Origin of the sequence: Delftia sp. JD2, assembly GCF_001682645.1 — a bacterium.
Classification (GTDB): domain Bacteria; phylum Pseudomonadota; class Gammaproteobacteria; order Burkholderiales; family Burkholderiaceae_C; genus Comamonas; species Comamonas acidovorans.
In genome coordinates, this window is record NZ_LFJT01000051.1 from 32,351 (window position 1) to 48,115 (window position 15,765).

A 15,765-nucleotide genomic window follows, 5' to 3' on the forward strand; every position below is an offset into this window, starting at 1 on the left:
CTGCATTCAACCGTAACAGTGGCTAGACACAGGCCATTGAGTATCTCCAAACGGTACTTTTCAAGTTTTTGACTGTTGTTTACGCCCCAAAAAGTTCCTGCACGTGACACCAGCACACAGAACATCGGGCACGGCACCTGGGCGACAGGAACCCAGCGGCGCGCCACAGACAATGCGCCCACCCCGGCTGCAGTGCAGCGGGCAATCGCACGTTCGCCACGCTGATTGATGGAGATCTCCCATGACCAAACCCTTTGACCTCGTCGTCCACGGCGCCACCGGCTTCACGGGCCGGCTGGTGGTGGAGTACCTGCTCAGGCGCTACCCCGCAGGCAGCGGCCTGCGCTGGGCCATGGGCGGGCGCAATGCCGCCAAGCTCGCGGCCGTGCGCGACGAGCTGGGCGCGCCCGCCGATACCCCGCTGGTGGTGACCGACACCGGCAATCCCGCAAGCCTGCAGGCGCTGATGGAGCAGACCCGCCTGGTGCTGACCACGGTCGGCCCCTACCAGCTCTACGGAAACGAACTCGTGGCCGCCTGCGCCAGCGCCGGCGTGGACTATGTGGACCTGTGCGGCGAGCCAGCGTGGATGCGCCAGATGATCGATGCCCACGAGGCCGCAGCCAAGGCCAGCGGCGCGCGCATCGTGTTCTCCTGCGGCTTCGATTCCATTCCCTTCGACCTGGGCGTGTTCATGCTGCAGCGAGAGATGCAGGCCCGCTTCGGCCAGCCCGCCCAGCGCGTGCGGGGCCGGGTGCGCAAGATGAAGGGCACGTTCTCGGGCGGCACGGCAGCCAGCCTCAAGGCCACCATGGCGGCGGCCGCCGCCCAGCCGGGCGTGCTGGAGCTGCTGCGCAATCCGTTCTCGCTCACGCCGGGCTTCGAAGGCCCGCGCCAACCGTCCGGCAGCAAGCCCATGGTGGACGAGGTGCTGGGCCTGTGGGTGGCGCCCTTCGTGATGGCGGCCATCAACACGCGCAACGTGCACCGCTCCAACTTTCTGCTGGGCCATGCCTATGGCGCCGACTTTGTCTACGACGAGATGATGGTCACAGGTGCGGGCGAAAAGGGCGAGGCCCTGGCCAACGCCGTGGCGGCCGACAAGTCGCTGGGCGCGGACGACGGCCCCCAGCCTGGCGAGGGGCCATCGCGCGAAGAGCGTGAATCGGGCTTCTACGACGTGCTGTTCATCGGCACCGACACGGCCGGCCACAGCCTGCGCGTGGGCGTCAAGGGCGACCGCGATCCGGGCTACGGCTCCACGTCCAAGATGATCACCGAGGCCGCCGTCTGCCTGCTGCAGGACGCCCCGGACACGCCCGGCGGCATCTGGACCACGGCGCCCGCCATGGGCAACGCGCTCATCGCCAGGCTCAAGGCCAATGCCGGCCTGAGCTTCACGGTAGAGGAACAGAACCCCTCTTAAGCCGCCAGCAGCCGCTGCACGCGCTCGCGCAGCAGCGCGGGCTGCACCTCGGCCTGGGCCATGGGCTGGCCCACGTTCAGGCCCACGCGGTTGAACAGGCCACGGCGGAAGGGCCGCACCATGGCGCCGCCCTGCTCGATGCGGCTGAAGTACGAGCCCCAGAGATTGGTCAGCGCCATGGGGACCACGGGCACCTGCAGGCCATCGGCCTGGGCACGCTCGATGATCTTCATGATGCCGCCCCGGAACTCCTGCAGCTGCCCGTCGCGCGTGATGCCGCCCTCGGGGAAGATGGCCAGCAGATCACCCTCGCGCAGCACCTGGGCGGCGCGCTCGAACGCAGCCTCGTAGGTGGCGGGATCTTCCTTCTGGGGCGCGACGGGGATGGCCTTGGCCAGGCGGAACAGCCAGCCCAGCACGGGCACGCGGAAGATGCGGTGGTCCATCAGAAAGTAGATGGGCCGGGGGCTGGCGGCCATGAGCAGCACGGCATCGACAAAGCTCACATGGTTGCAGGCCAGGATGGCCGCGCCGGAGGCCGGAATGTGCTCGTCGCCCTGCACCTTGAAGCGGTACACGAAGCGCGAGGCCACCCAGGCCACGAAGCGCAGCAGGTACTCGGGCACCAGCAAGAAGATGTAGGCCGCCACCACGGCATTGGCAATGCCCGTGATCAGGAACACCTGGGGAATGCTGAAGCCCGCCGCCAGCAGCGCGCCGGCCAGCACGCTGGAGGCGATCATGAACAGCGCGTTGAGGATGTTGTTGGCCGCGATGATGCGCGCGCGGTGCGTGGGCTGGCTGCGCATCTGGATCAGCGCGTACATGGGCACGCTGTAGATGCCGGCCGACAGGGCCAGCATGCCCAGGTCGGCCATCACACGCCAGTGCGCGGGCTGGGCAAAGAAGGCACCCACGCCCATCAGCTCGGAGGCCGGCAGCGCGCGCGAGGCAAAGAACAGGTCCACGGCGAACACGCTCATGCCGATGGCGCCCAGCGGCACCAGGCCGATCTCCACATGGCGGCGGCTGAACACCTCGCACAGCAGCGAGCCCGTGCCGATACCCACAGAGAACACCACCAGCAGCAGCGAGGCCACATGCTCGTCGCCATGCAGCACCTCCTTGGCAAAGCTGGGGAACTGGGCGAGGAACACGGCGCCGAAGAACCACATCCAGCTGATGCCCAGCAGCGAGCGGAACACGGCGGGCTGCTCGCGGGCCAGCTGCAGGTTGCGCCAGGTTTCGGTAAAGGGGTTCCAGTTGATGACCAGGTGCGGGTCGGTGGCCGGCGCATTGGGGATGAACTGCGCAAAGATCCGCCCGATCACCGCCAGCGCCAGGCAGGCCACGGCCACCTGCATATGCCCCACCTCGGGCACGGCCACCAGCAGGCCGCCTGCCACGTTGCCCAGCAAGATGGCCACGAAGGTGCCCATCTCCACCATGCCGTTGCCGCCCGTCAGCTCGCGCTCGCTGAGCACCTGGGGCAGGTAGGCGAATTTCACGGGGCCGAACAGCGTGGAGTGCAGGCCCATCAGGAAGACGCAGCCCAGCAGCAGCGGCACATTGGCCTGGATGAAGCCCCAGGCGGCCAGCGCCATGATGGCGATCTCCAGGTTCTTGACCAGGCGGAACATGCGGGTCTTGTCCCACTTGTCCGTCAGCTGGCCCGAGGTGGCCGAGAACAGCAGGAACGGCAGGATGAACAGCGCCCCGATCACCAGCCCCGCCATGGCCGAAGGCAGCCAGGAGACGCTGAGCTGGTAGGTCACCATCACGGTGAGCGCGAACTTGAAAAGGTTGTCGTTGGCCGCCCCCGAGAATTGCGTCCAGAAGAACGGCGCAAAGCGCCGCTGGCCCAGCAGGGCGAACTGGTTGGGGTGCTCGTGCGCGGCCGATGGCACGGCGCCGGCCGTTGCGGTGGGGGCAGACGGGCTGCCGGTCTCTTGCTGGAACATCTTGTCTTCCCTCAACGGTTGGTGGCGCCGCCGTGGCCGCACGCATCGGCGCACATTGTGCCCGTACTGGCCATGCGCGCCGTGCCGGCCGCACGCAGCGCGGCGATCACGGGCAGGGCGGCGGCCGCCGCCACCACATGCTTGAGGCTGTGGCCGGACACCAGCCCGCCCGTGGCCTCGAACACGGCCGCATCGCCCCACTCCAGCAGCTTGGCCGCGCCATACCAGGCAATCACCACGCCCAGGCGCAGCGCCAGCGCGCCATGGCGCGGCGCCACGCAGGCCAGGCCCAGCACCGCCAGCATGCCGCCGCCCTGTACCAGCGCCCAGGGCAGCAGGTTGCCGCCATGCAGCCAGACCAGCACCGAGGCCACGGCGGCGACCAGCATGGCCACTGCGGCGCGCACGGCCACGCGGTCGGCAATGCGCGATTGCAGCGCCAGCCCCAGCATGCCGGCAAAGGCCATGGACATGCCCAGCCGGTCGCCGGCCAGGGTGGCATCGTGGGGTGCCCAGTGGTAGACGGACGAACCTATGGCCGAACACGCCAGCCCCGTGAAGAACAGCGCGGCCAGCCAGCGCAGGGCCGGCGCCAGCGCCTGGCTACGCCGGTCCAGCAGCAGGCGCGCGCCCGCCACGGCGGCCCAGGCAAAGCCCAGGTTGCTGAGCACATCCAGCGCATGGGGCAGCGCCCCCCAGGCGCGCTGATCGGCAAACGCGTGAAAGTCCTGCGGCTGCGGCACGGCGGGGCCAAGCCAGGCGGCCAGCAGCAGCAGGGCAGCGCCCCAGTACAGCGCGCGCAGGGCGGCGGCCGGTGAAATCGATACGGATGGCATGTGTTGCTCCTCGTGAAAAGTGAGGCGGAGTGTGGCGAGCCATCGGCCCTTCCAGCATCGTTTTTCTGCACCCGCTGCGCAAACCAGCACCTCAGGTATCGATAATCGCTACCCATGAGCACCACCGCCGACCTCGTCATCGCCCTCAAGAAGGAACTCAAGGCCGCCCAGATGACTTATGCCGACCTGGCGCGTGCCCTGGGCATGGCCGAGTCCAGCGTCAAGCGCATGCTGGCCAAGGGCGACATGCCGCTGTCGCGCATCGATGCCATCTGCCGCGCGCTGAGCCTGGACTTCGCCGACCTGGCGCGCCGCGTGGCCGACAGCCAACCGCTGCTGCAGGAGATGACGCCCGAGCAGGAGAACGCCGTGGTCGCCGACCGCAAGCTGCTGCTGATGGCCATCTGCGTGCTCAGCCAGTGGACGCTGGAGCAGATCGTGGCCACCTACCGCATGACCGAGGCCGAAGGCATCCGCTACCTGGCCCAGCTGGACCGCATCGGCATCATCGAACTGCGCCCCGGCAACCGCTACCGGCTGCGCCTGGCCAAGACCTTCCGCTGGCGCGCACGCGGGCCGGTGATGGAGTACTTCCGCGAGAACGCCGTGCTCGACTACTTCGGCGGCGGCTTCGACCAGCCGGGCGAAGGCATGCTGATGGTGCACGGCTCCATCGGCCGGCATCTGGCGCCCAGCTTCGTGGAACGCATACAGCGGCTGGCCCATGACTTTTCCCAGCAGCACCTGCAGGACCAGCGCCTGCCGCCGGGCCAGCGCGAGGGCTACACCCTGGTGCTGGCCATGCGCAGCTGGGAATTCACGGCGTTCACGGCGCTTCGAAGAGGCACTGTCTGACGGCGGCTGCAGGACGGCAGCCCGCACTGCAGCGCCTGGCAACAAGGCTTCACCAAGGCGATACACAAGATTGCAAGACTTCGCGGCGCGGCAACCCGGGATTGACGATGGACCTGCACCATGCAGTCATGGATTCCTTTCACCAGGACTCCAGCCCGATGAACCAAGGACAAGGAGCCGCCATGATTTCCCTTCGCACACCGCTGATCGCCGCCACCCTGGCCCTGGCCGGATGGGCCGGCACCGCGCAGGCCCAGGCCAACGTGACCTATGCGGCGCCGGGCGCCGCCATCTCGGTCCAGTTCGGCGCGCCGCCTCCCATGCGCTACGAGGCGGTTCCTGCACCGCGCCGCGGCTACGTCTGGGCACCCGGCTACTGGCGCCCGCAGGGCCACCGCCATGCCTGGGTGGCCGGCCACTGGGTCAAGGCGCGTCCCGGCTATGTGTACCGCCAGCCCGTGTGGTCGCAGCAGGGTGGCCGCTGGGGCTACGCACCCGGCCGCTGGGACCGTGACCGCGACGGCGTGCCGGACCGCCATGACCGCCGCCCCAACAACCCCTACCGCCATTGATGGGTGCTTGCGCCCGGCATGAAGCCCGCCCCATCGGCGGGCTTTTTGCTGGCAGCCCCGGGCATGCCCACACTGGCTTCATACCAACATATGCATATAAAAGTGGCTCATTAAGTTCTCAGGAAAATATGGGAATTGATTCACCGGATTTCCCTGCACACCATGCGCCCCTCGTTTTTCCGCTCCTGGATTCCCGCCGCCGCCGCGGCCCTGGCCGTCTTCGGCTCCACCGCAGCGGTGGCAGCCGATTCGGCGGCTTCGTGGCCGCACCAGCCCGTGACCATGATCCTGGGCTTCCCGGCAGGCTCGGGCGTGGACGTGATCGCGCGCGGCGTGCAGGAGCCGCTGTCCCAGCGCCTGGGCCAGCCCCTGATCATTGACTACAAGTCGGGTGCAGCCGGCAACATCGCCAGCGAGATCGTGGCGCGCGCCAAGCCGGACGGCTACACGCTGGCCTTCGGCACGGCCGCCACGCACGGCAGCAATGCCGCGCTGTACAAGAAGCTGCCCTTCGATGTGGAAACCGACTTCGTGCCGGTGGCGCCGCTGATCGATGTGTCCAACGTGCTGACCATCAATCCCAACGTGATCAACGTCAAGAACCTCAAGGAGTTCGTGGACGAGATCAAGGCCAACCCCGGCAAGTACAACTACGCCTCCACGGGCAACGGCGCGGGCACGCACATGGCCTTTGCCGAGTTCAATGCGCGCCTGGGCCTGAACATGGTCCACGTGCCCTACAAGGGCGGCCCCGAGGCCATCACCTCGGTGCTGCGCGGCGAGACCTGCTGCATCATGAACCAGGTCCAGACCGTGCTGCCCCACTACAAGAGCGGCAAGGTGCGCCTGCTGGGCGTGACCACGGCCAAGCCCGTGGAAGTCATCAAGGAAGTGCCCACCATCGCCTCCAGCGGCCTGACGGGCACCAAGGGTTTCGACAGCTCGATCTGGTTCGGCATCTTCGCGCCCAAGGGCACGGACCCGGCCATCGTGGCCAAGCTCAGCCAGGCCGTGCGCGAGGTGCTGGAGCTGCCCGAGGTGCGTGCGCGCTTCGAGTCCCAGGGCAATGCCATCCGCATAGAAACGCCCGAGCAGTTCAAGAAAACCGTGCACAACGACCGCCTGAAGTGGGCACAGGTGGTCAAAGACGCGAAAATCAGCATCGATTGATGCCGCGCGCGCCCGCAGGCCCTGCCCCGCTGGCGCGCCTTTCCTCGTGAGTTCCTGGTGAGTCTATGTCCCTGACCGAACCGGCAGCCCCGGCCCCTGCGGGCCTGGCTGCCCTTGAAGAACGCCTGCGCGACGACCTCGTCGCCCTGGGCTGGCCTGCCAAGGCCTGGATTCCTCCCTCCACCCGCGACGGCAAGCCCGTGCACGATGTCCTGGTCATCGGCGCCGGCCAGGCCGGCCTGGCCCTGTCGGCCGCGCTGTCCCAGCTGGGCATCGCGGCCGTTTTGCTGGACAAGGCCCCGCTGGACTTCGAAGGCCCCTGGGCCACGACGGCGCGCATGGAAACCCTGCGCTCGCCCAAGGAGCTGACCGGCCCCGCGCTGGGCCTGCCCTCGCTGACCTTCCGCGCCTGGTTCATCGCCCAATGGGGCCGCGAAGCCTGGGCCGCGCTGGACAAGATCCCGCGCCTGCAGTGGATGGACTACCTGCGCTGGTACCGCCGCGTGATGCGCTGCGACGTGCGCAACGGCCACCAGGTCACCGCCATCCGCCCGCAGGCCGACGGCACGGTCGAGGTCGATGTGACGGCCGATGGCGCCTCGCGCACCTGGCTGGCACGCCGCGTGGTGCTGGCCACGGGCCGCGACGGCCTGGGCGGCCCGCAGATCCCTGCCTTCATGCAGGGCGTGGACCGCAGCCGCTGGGCGCACTCCTCCGACGTGCTCGACTACCGCCGCCTTGCAGGCCTGCACGTGGGCGTGGTGGGCGCAGGCTCGTCGGCCATGGACAGCGCGGCCACCGCGCTGGAGAACGGCGCCGCCAGCGTGGACCTGCTGGTGCGCCGCAGCGACCTGCCGCGCATCAACAAATCCAAGGGCTCGGGCACGCCCGGCCTCACGCACGGCCAGTTCCTGCTGCCCGACGCCTGGAAATGGCGCATACGCCACTACATCAACGTGCAGCAGGTGCCACCTCCGCACGGCAGCACGCTGCGCGTCTCGCGCCATGCCAACGCCCACTTCAACCTGGGCTGCGCCGTGCAGAAGGTGGAGCAGGACGGAGACCGGCTGCGCGTGGACACGCCGCGCGGCGTGTTCGTGCTGGACTTCCTGATCGTCTCCACCGGCTTTGCCATCGACTGGCGCCAGCGCCCCGAGTTCGCCGACCTGGCGCCCCATGTGCGCATCTGGAGCGACCGCTTCGTGCCCGAGACGGGTGCCGAGGACCAGGAACTGTCGGACTCGCCCGACCTGGGCCCTCTGTTCGAGTTCCAGGAAAAGACGCCCGGCGCCCTGCCCGGCCTGGACCATGTGCACTGCTTTTGCTATCCGGCCGCGCTGTCGCACGGCACGGTGTCGGGCGATATCCCCGCCATCAGCGACGGTGCGCGCAAGCTGGCCCAGGGCCTGGCCTCGCTGTTCTACCGCGAGGACCTGGAACACCACTACGCCCAGCTGCAGTCCTATTCCGAGCCCGAGCTCGACGGCAGCGAATGGACGCCCGCCGACCCCGAAGCCCGCGTGCGGGCCCTGGCAGACAAGACCTGAGATACCCATGACCACCGCCAACGACACCATCGACCGCCTGGCCGGCCTGACCGACCAGTCCCCCGTTTTCGCCACGCGCCGCCAGCGCGACAAGGTGGCCATTGCCACCCAGGCCTGCGAGGACCTGTTGCTGGGCGACGGCCTGGCCGACAGCCTGTCGCGCGCCGAGCGCCTGGTGCTGGCCAGCGAGCAATGCCGCGTCAGCGGCGTGCAGGCCCTGGCCGATGAATACCGCCAGCGTGCCGAGTCCCTGGGCGATGCCCTGACGCCCGCGCTGCGCACCGTGCTGGCCCAGCCCGGCGCCCAGACCGGCAATGCGCGCCTGGATGCGGCCCTGCACTTCGTGCGCACCCTGGCCCTGCACCCCGCCGAAAGCGACCGCGCGGCCCTGCTGGCCATGCCCGAGTCCGGCCTGTCCATCGACGACACCGTGCTGGTGGCCCAGCTGGTGGGTTTCATCGCCTACCAATTGCGCCTGTTCGCGGGCGTGCAGGCCATGGACGCGCTGGGCGGCCAGGCCAGCGCACCGGCTGCCGAGGCCGCCGCCGCACCCTTCGTGCACCCCGCCAACCTGCCGCCACCGGGCGAGCCGCTGCGCCGCAACGGCTACACCAGCGAGACGCTGGACTGGACGTCCTGGCTGCCCGTGCTCGACCCCGCCACGGCCACGGCCGAGCAGCAGGCCGTGCTGGACCTGAGCCACCCCAAGGCGCGCACTTCGGACTTCTACCTGCTGCTGGCCCGCCAGCCGCGCGTGCTGTCGGAGCGCTCGCAGGCCTTCAACGCCATCATGTACGCGCCCGGCGGCCTGTCGCGCGCCGAGCGCGAGGTGGCGGCCACGGCCGTCTCCCGCTCCAACGGCTGCGTGTACTGCGCATCGGTCCACGCCCAGCGCTTCGAGCAGCTGGCCAAGCGCAACGATGTCATGGCCCAGATGTTCGATGACCCCGACACGGCCGGCACCAATGCGCGCGAACGCGCCATCATCCAGTCCTCGCTGGCCCTGACGCGCGCACCGGGCAGCTTTGGCGCCGCCCAGCTGCAGCCGCTGCGCGATGCCGGCCTCACGGACCAGGAAATCCTGGACATGCTGCATTCGGCCGCGCTGTTCGGCTGGGCGAACCGGTTGATGCTCAATCTCGGGAAGGAAAAGTACATCACCCCCTGAGGCGCTTACGCGCCTTCCCCCGTATGCACGGCGCCCTCTCTCGCTACGCGGGAGGGGGACGACAGCCTCGCTGCGGGGCGGCCCTTGCTTGCTGTCCCCTGCTTTGGGGCCGCGCCGGTTTTATCCGCTACGTCCAGCATGCGCACCACGTTCAGTACACATCTCTTCTGTAACGGCCTTCGACGATCAGGTCTTCGACGGCGGTAGCGCCCAGGATGTCGGCCAGCGCGGCATCGACGCCTGCGGCCATGCCGTCGGCGCTGCCGCAGACGTAGAGCACGGCGCCGTCGGCGATCCAGTCGCGCAGGGGGTCGGCGGCTTCGCGCAGGGCGTCCTGCACGTAGCGGCGCCGGGCCTGGTCGCGGGAGTAGATGAAGTCGGCGCGCTGCAGCTTGCCTGCGGCCAGCCAGCCGGAGACCTCGGCCTCGCAGTACCCGTCATGGGCCCGCTGGCGCTCACCGAACAGCAGCCAGTTGCGGTGGCGGCCTGCGTGCATGCGCGCCAGCAGGTGGCCGCGCAGGCCGGCATAGCCTGAGCCGTTGCCGATGAAGATGGCCGGCGCATCGGGCTCGGCATCTGCCTCGTCGCGCGGCTCGAAGGCGCGGTTTTCCACCAGTCTCATGGCCACGGATGTGCCCGGGGCCGCATGTGCCGTCAGCCAGCCCGAAGCCACGCCCAGGCCGCCGTCATGGCGGGCCTGGCGCACCACCAGCCGCACATGGCCGTCCTGCGGCAGCGAGGCGACCGAGTAGCTGCGCGGCAGCAGGGGCCGCAGCGCATCGGCCACGGCCTGGGGCGCGGTGCCGGGGGCGATATCGCCCGGGGCCGGCAGCACGCTGGCGGCCAGCGCCTCACCCAGCGTGCAGCTCTGCTGGCGCCATTGCACGGGGGCCGAGCCGTCGCATTCCTGGGCGGCCAACCAAGCCTGCACGGTGGCTGCGCCATGGCGTGGAAGCACCTCGGCCAGCGCACCAGCCCGCCACAGCGGGGCCACGCCTTCGGGCGGCGACAGTTCCAGCACGTAGAGACCGGCGCCCTGGCTGCCCGCATTGCACAGGCTGCGCGCCTGCAGCGGCCATGCGGCAAAGGCCGTGGCATCGGCCAGCAGGCCTGCAGCGGACGCAGGCAGCGCATCCGATGCAGGCGGCATGGCCCCGAAATGTCCGGCCAGCGCCTGCTGCCAGGCATTCCAGGCTTGGGGTTGCTCGCCATCCATCTCGATCAGCGGAAACACGGGCTGTGCGCCCAGGCGGCGCAGTTGGTGGTCCAGCGCATGACCAAAGCCGCAGAAGGCCGCGTACTGCCGGTCGCCCAGCGCCAGCAGGCCGTATTGCAGGTGCGGCAGGGCCGAGCCCGAGGCCGCGCCCAGCAGGCGCGCAAAGCGGCGCGCGGCATCGGGCGGGTCGCCTTCGCCGAAGGTGCTGGCCACGAAGAGCACGCGCCGGTGGTGGCGCAGTTGCTCGGCATCCAGCGCCGCCACGGATTGCAGGCTGGCCGCCATGCCTGCACCGCGCAGCGCGGCCACGGTGGCCACGGCCAGGCGCTCGGCGCGGCCGGCCTGGCTGGCGAAGGCGACCAGCACGGTGTCCTGGCCCGCAGGGGCGGACGGTGGCGGGTCCGCCATCAGCGCCTGGCGCTCCTTGGCCAGGACGCGCGCCTTGCGCCGGCGGTCCAGGTAGAGCATCCAGCCCGTGATGGCGAACAGGGGCATGATCAGCGAGGCCAGCGTCATGAAGATGCGCCCCGGCATGCCGAAATAGGTGCCCATGTGCAGCGGGTAGATGGCGCCCACGGCGCGGCGGCCCGTGGGCAGGTCGGCATAGCGCTCGTCGCGCTGCACGGCGCCGTCGGGCAGCAGGGCCATCTGGTTGCGCGCGCGCTCATGGGCGGCTTCGGCATCCAGCCAGCTGATCTGCAGGGGCTGGCCCGCGCGCTCGGGCAGGCGCAGTTGGGCGAACTGCCAGCCATGGGCGATGCGCTCGAAGGCGGCCCAGCCGGGCGCGATGTCGATGGGCTGCTGCGCGCCAGCCGGCTCAGGCCGGCCGCCACCGGGTTTCGAGGACGGCGCCGCGGCAGCGGCCACACGCGGCGGCACGCCGGCCCAGCCATCCACCGTGCTGCGCACCACGCCGAAGGCCCAGTACATGCCGGTGCAGGTGAACACCACATAGGCCACCAGGGCCCAGGTGCCCGCCACCGAGTGCAGGCCCCAGAGGAAGGAGCGGCCCTTGAGCGCCGGATCGAAGGTCAGCCAGGTGCGCCATGACAGCGGCCGGCGCGGCCAGCGCAGGTACAGCCCCGACAGCGACAGCATCAGCAGCAGGCCGGCCAGCGTGCCCGTGATGGGCTTGCCGTCATCGCGCGACAGCAGCAGCCAGCGGTGCAGGCGCTCCACCCATTCGAAGAACTCCGTGCCGTGCTGCTCAGGCAGCTGCGCGCCCGTGTAGGGATCGACAAAGACCGTCTGGCCCCGGCGCTGGCCGGCCGGCGGCTTGAAGGCCACCTGGGCCGAGCGGCCGGGCTCGGCAAAGACGGTGATGCGCTGGACCACGCGCTGCTCGCCGGCCTCGCGCAGCGCCTGCGCAATCTGCGGCGGCGCCAGCGGCGCGGCATCGCGCGCGGGCACGGAGGCAGTGCCGGGATTCATCCATCCCAGGATTTCCTCGTGGAACGAGAACACCGCGCCCGACAGCCCGATGACGATGAGCACCGTACCGGCCGTAATGCCGACGAACCAGTGCAACTGGAACCAGATTTTCTTGAAAGTCATGGGGAACAGGCGAGCAGGCGACGTCGGTCGGAAATCCATTGCGGTGCGCAACGGAACATCAGGACAGAACGGTGCATGGAAGGCAGGCGGGCAGAGATGAAAGTGCGCGGCACCTGTGTATCGGCCCCGGGCGGCGTTGGCCGGGACTTGTCGACGGAAGGCGCCAATCAGCAAGAAATTCTAAATTGTTCTCATTTACGGCGTGTTGCACGCGCGATAGGCCCGCAAGGCGGCCTGGGGTTACGGACAGGCTTGGGCCGCCGGGATGCAGCGCCTGCGCCCAATGGAAATCGCCTGCCGAAACAGGTTCGGCAGGCGATGGTTCAGCTCCTCTTCAACCGTGTGTCAACCGCGTCTGCGACGCAGATTCCACAGGCCTGCGGCCAGCATCAGCAGCATGGCCATGGCGAGCATGCGCGGTTCGAGCGCAGGAATCGGCGTGGCATCCGGTGCCGCACCCACACGCGCCGGACCGCTGGGATCCACGATCACGCCATTGGCTGCGCGATCGTCATCACCCTGGCCGCCATCGGTGACCACCACCGAGGTCGTATTGCCCGACACCACCGCACCCGGAGGCTGATACCAGGAGTCCGCCGCCCCTGCGGACGCTGGACCGAACTTCCAGTACGCCATGCCGGTCACCGGACCCGGCCAGGTGACGCTGACCGTGATCGAGCTGCTGGCCGTACAGCCGCGGGCCACAAAGTGCACATTGCCGTACGGGAAGCTCAACTGGCCCGGCGCACCCGCCGCAGCCGCGACGAAGGACGACTGCGACACATCGAACCCGCAGCCCGCGCCACCACCGCTCAAGGTCGCCGTGGCATTGCCTGCCCCGGTGGCTGTCGGACCCGTGAAGGTCGTTCCGAGCACGTTGAGCGAAGTCGTTGTGGCAGGTCCGGTGTTGCCATTGCCGGGGTTGGTCTGGGTCGCGCTGATCGTGTGCAGACCCGGCGTCGGCAAGCCGCCGCCTGGCGTGCAGCTCCACGTCTGATCGGCCGCGACGATTGCCGTACACAGCGTCGTCGAGCCATCCTTCACCGTGATCGTGTAGCCCGGCGTGCCGGTGCCGGATATCTGCGGATAGCCTCCCACCGTGGTCGGCGAAACCGTCAGCGTCGGAGCCACCGGCACCTGCGTGCTGGGAGTGACCGGCGTTGCTGGTGTCGATGCACAGTTCACAGTGCACCCTGCCGTCGGATTGACCGGGCTGATGCCACCCGATGGATCGTAGGAGGCCGTGTTCGTGCTCGAACCCACAGCCGTCGGAACAGCTGGCAGATTGAAGCTGCTGTTGCTGCCAGCCGCCACCGGCGTGGTGAAGCTCACCGTGCAAGACAGGATCGCCGTGTCATTGCCCACGAAGGGGAAGGTATTGGGCGTGCAGGTCGCGCTGGCCACGTTTGCACCAGTCGGCACGCCCGTGATGCTGATGCCCGCTGGCACCAGGTCCTTGATGGTCACGCTGGTGGCGGGACCGAAGGCACTGGCAGCGTTGGACACGGAGAACGCGTAGTTGAAGGGCGTCCCCACGGCCAGGCTGCCGGGGTTGGCCTTGGTGACCGTCAGCGCTGGCGTACCAGGCGTGACCGGCGTGGAAGGCGTCGATGCGCAATCCGTCGTGCAACCCGCCGTCGGATTGACGGGGCTGATGCCGCCGGACGGATCGTAGGAGGCCGTGTTCGTGCTCGAACCCACAGCCGTCGGAACAGCCGGCAGATTGAAGCTGGTGGTGCCACCGGCCGCCACCGGCGTGGTGAAGCTCACCGTGCAAGACAGGATCGCCGTGCCATTGCCCGCAAACGGGAAGGTGTTGGGCGTGCAGGTCGCACTGGCCACGTTTGCGCCGGTCGGCGCACCCGTGATGCTGATACCCGCAGGCACCAGGTCCTTGATGGTCACGCTGTTGGCGGGACCAAAGGCACTGGCCGCATTCGCTACCGTAAAGGCGTAGTTGAACGCAGTCCCCACAGCCAAGCTACCGGGGTTGGCTTTGGTGACCGTCAGCGCAGGCGTACCAGGCGTGACCGGTGTGGTGGGTGTCGACGCGCAGTCTGTTGTGCACCCTGCCGTCGGATTGACAGGGCTGATGCCACCCGACGGATCGTAGGAAGCCGTGTTCGTGCTCGAACCCACAGCCGTCGGAACAGCCGGCAGATTGAAGCTGCTGTTGCTGCCAGCTGCCACCGGTGTGGTGAAGTTCACCGTGCACGTCAGCACGGAGCTGCCATTACCCGCAAACGGGAAGGTGTTGGGTGTGCAGGTCGCACTGGCCACGTTCGCACCGGTCGGCACACCCGTGATGCTGATGCCCGCAGGCACCAGGTCCTTGATGGTCACGCTGTTGGCAGGACCGAAGGCACTGGCAGCGTTGGACACGGAGAACACGTAGTTGAACGCAGTCCCCACAGCCAGGCTACCCGGGTTGGCCTTGGTGACCGTCAGCGCAGGCGTGCCAGGAGTGACTGGAGTCACCGGTGTGGAAGCGCAGTCTGTCGTGCAACCGGCTGTCGGATTGACCGGGCTGATGCCGCCGGACGGATCGTAGGAAGCCGTGTTCGTGCTCGAACCCACAGCCGTCGGCACAGCCGGCAGGTTGAAGCTGGTGTTGCCACCCGCTGCGACCGAAGCCGTGAAGTTCACCGTACACGTCAGCACGGAGCTGCCATTGCCCGCAAACGGGAAGGTGTTGGGCGTGCAGGTCGCATTGGCCACGTTCGCACCGGTCGGCACACCCGTGATGCTGATCCCCGCAGGCACCAGGTCCTTGATGGTCACGCTGGTGGCAGGACCGAAGGCACCGGCAGCGTTGGACACGGAGAACGCATAGTTGAAGGGCGTGCCCACGGCCAGGCTGCCCGGGTTGGCCTTGGTGACCGTCAGCGCTGGCGTACCAGGCGTGACCGGCGTGGAAGGCGTCGATGCGCAATCTGTCGTGCAACCGGCTGTCGGATTGACCGGGCTGATGCCACCCGCTGGATCGTAGGAGGCCGTGTTGGTGCTTGAACCCACCGCCGTCGGAACAGCCGGCAGGTTGAAGCTGGTGTTACCACCGGCCGCCACTGCCGCAGTGAAGTTCACCGTGCAAGTCAGCACGGAGCTGCCGTTACCCGCAAACGGGAAGGTGTTGGGCGTGCAGGTCGCACTGGCCACGTTCGCACCGGTCGGCACGCCCGTGATGCTGATGCCTGCCGGCACCAGATCCTTGATGGTCACGCTGGTGGCGGGACCGAAGGCACCGGCAGCGTTGGACACGGAGAACGCGTAGTTGAACGCAGTTCCCACAGCCAGGCTGCCCGGGTTGGCCTTGGTGACCGTCAGCGCTGGCGTACCAGGCGTGACCGGCGTGGAAGGCGTCGATGCGCAATCCGTCGTGCAACCCGCCGTCGGATTGACCGGGTTGATGCCACCCGCTGGATCGTAGGAGGCCGTGTTCGTGCTCGAACCAACCGCCGTC

10 protein-coding genes are annotated in these 15,765 nt (G+C 68.7%); 6 read left to right on the forward strand and 4 right to left on the reverse strand.

The window, feature by feature from the left end:
- Positions 1-241 precede the first annotated feature (241 nt).
- On the forward strand, positions 242-1,426 hold the full coding sequence (locus ACM14_RS22915) for a trans-acting enoyl reductase family protein (RefSeq protein ID WP_065347386.1): 1,185 nt from the start codon (positions 242-244) through the stop codon (positions 1,424-1,426).
- On the opposite strand, the gene ACM14_RS22920 is transcribed toward ACM14_RS22915, so the two are convergent.
- Both ACM14_RS22920 and ACM14_RS22925 read right to left on the reverse strand, forming a co-directional pair.
- Positions 1,423-3,387: an MFS transporter gene (locus ACM14_RS22920; protein WP_013800297.1), complete on the reverse strand. Its 1,965-nt coding sequence runs from the start codon at positions 3,385-3,387 to the stop codon at positions 1,423-1,425. The two genes, ACM14_RS22915 and ACM14_RS22920, sit on opposite strands and share 4 nt — an antisense overlap.
- Before the next feature lie 11 nt (positions 3,388-3,398).
- A complete protein-coding gene (locus ACM14_RS22925; RefSeq protein ID WP_065347387.1) occupies positions 3,399-4,223 on the reverse strand; it encodes a hypothetical protein in 825 nt (274 codons plus the stop codon).
- Between the two features lie 114 nt (positions 4,224-4,337).
- On the opposite strand from ACM14_RS22925, the gene ACM14_RS22930 reads away from it, so the two are divergent.
- From ACM14_RS22930 to ACM14_RS30880, 5 genes are all read left to right on the forward strand, one after another.
- Entirely contained in the window at positions 4,338-5,078 is a 741-nt protein-coding gene (locus ACM14_RS22930) for a helix-turn-helix transcriptional regulator (protein ID WP_012202467.1), read from the forward strand.
- Positions 5,079-5,260: 182 nt separating this feature from the next.
- Positions 5,261-5,650 (forward strand): YXWGXW repeat-containing protein, encoded by a 390-nt coding sequence (locus ACM14_RS22935; RefSeq protein ID WP_013800295.1) that lies wholly within the window; start codon positions 5,261-5,263, stop codon positions 5,648-5,650.
- A 162-nt stretch (positions 5,651-5,812) separates the two neighbouring features.
- Positions 5,813-6,820 (forward strand): tripartite tricarboxylate transporter substrate binding protein, encoded by a 1,008-nt coding sequence (locus ACM14_RS22940; protein ID WP_034368821.1) that lies wholly within the window; start codon positions 5,813-5,815, stop codon positions 6,818-6,820.
- Positions 6,821-6,885: 65 nt separating this feature from the next.
- Positions 6,886-8,367: a SidA/IucD/PvdA family monooxygenase gene (locus tag ACM14_RS22945; RefSeq protein ID WP_065347388.1), complete on the forward strand. Its 1,482-nt coding sequence runs from the start codon at positions 6,886-6,888 to the stop codon at positions 8,365-8,367.
- Between the two features lie 7 nt (positions 8,368-8,374).
- Positions 8,375-9,535 (forward strand): peroxidase-related enzyme, encoded by a 1,161-nt coding sequence (locus ACM14_RS30880; protein ID WP_084027426.1) that lies wholly within the window; start codon positions 8,375-8,377, stop codon positions 9,533-9,535.
- Positions 9,536-9,686: 151 nt separating this feature from the next.
- On the opposite strand, the gene ACM14_RS22955 is transcribed toward ACM14_RS30880, so the two are convergent.
- Both ACM14_RS22955 and ACM14_RS22960 read right to left on the reverse strand, forming a co-directional pair.
- Complete coding sequence (locus ACM14_RS22955; protein WP_065347389.1) at positions 9,687-12,305, reverse strand: sulfite reductase flavoprotein subunit alpha; 2,619 nt, start codon at positions 12,303-12,305, stop codon at positions 9,687-9,689.
- A 345-nt stretch (positions 12,306-12,650) separates the two neighbouring features.
- Positions 12,651-15,765: choice-of-anchor U domain-containing protein (locus tag ACM14_RS22960; RefSeq protein WP_302621876.1), on the reverse strand; the 3,115-nt coding region annotated here is incomplete at its 5' end.

Bases quoted from the DNA above. Each gene is read 5' to 3' on its own strand.
- ACM14_RS22955 (WP_065347389.1), bottom strand. From the start codon at position 12,305: ATGACTTTCAAGAAAATCTGGTTCCAGTTGCACTGGTTCGTCGGCATT.
- ACM14_RS22915 (WP_065347386.1), top strand. From the start codon at position 242: ATGACCAAACCCTTTGACCTCGTCGTCCACGGCGCCACCGGCTTCACG.
- ACM14_RS22940 (WP_034368821.1), top strand. From the start codon at position 5,813: ATGCGCCCCTCGTTTTTCCGCTCCTGGATTCCCGCCGCCGCCGCGGCC.
- ACM14_RS22920 (WP_013800297.1), bottom strand. From the start codon at position 3,387: ATGTTCCAGCAAGAGACCGGCAGCCCGTCTGCCCCCACCGCAACGGCC.
- ACM14_RS22930 (WP_012202467.1), top strand. From the start codon at position 4,338: ATGAGCACCACCGCCGACCTCGTCATCGCCCTCAAGAAGGAACTCAAG.
- ACM14_RS22935 (WP_013800295.1), top strand. From the start codon at position 5,261: ATGATTTCCCTTCGCACACCGCTGATCGCCGCCACCCTGGCCCTGGCC.
- ACM14_RS30880 (WP_084027426.1), top strand. From the start codon at position 8,375: ATGACCACCGCCAACGACACCATCGACCGCCTGGCCGGCCTGACCGAC.
- ACM14_RS22925 (WP_065347387.1), bottom strand. From the start codon at position 4,223: ATGCCATCCGTATCGATTTCACCGGCCGCCGCCCTGCGCGCGCTGTAC.
- ACM14_RS22945 (WP_065347388.1), top strand. From the start codon at position 6,886: ATGTCCCTGACCGAACCGGCAGCCCCGGCCCCTGCGGGCCTGGCTGCC.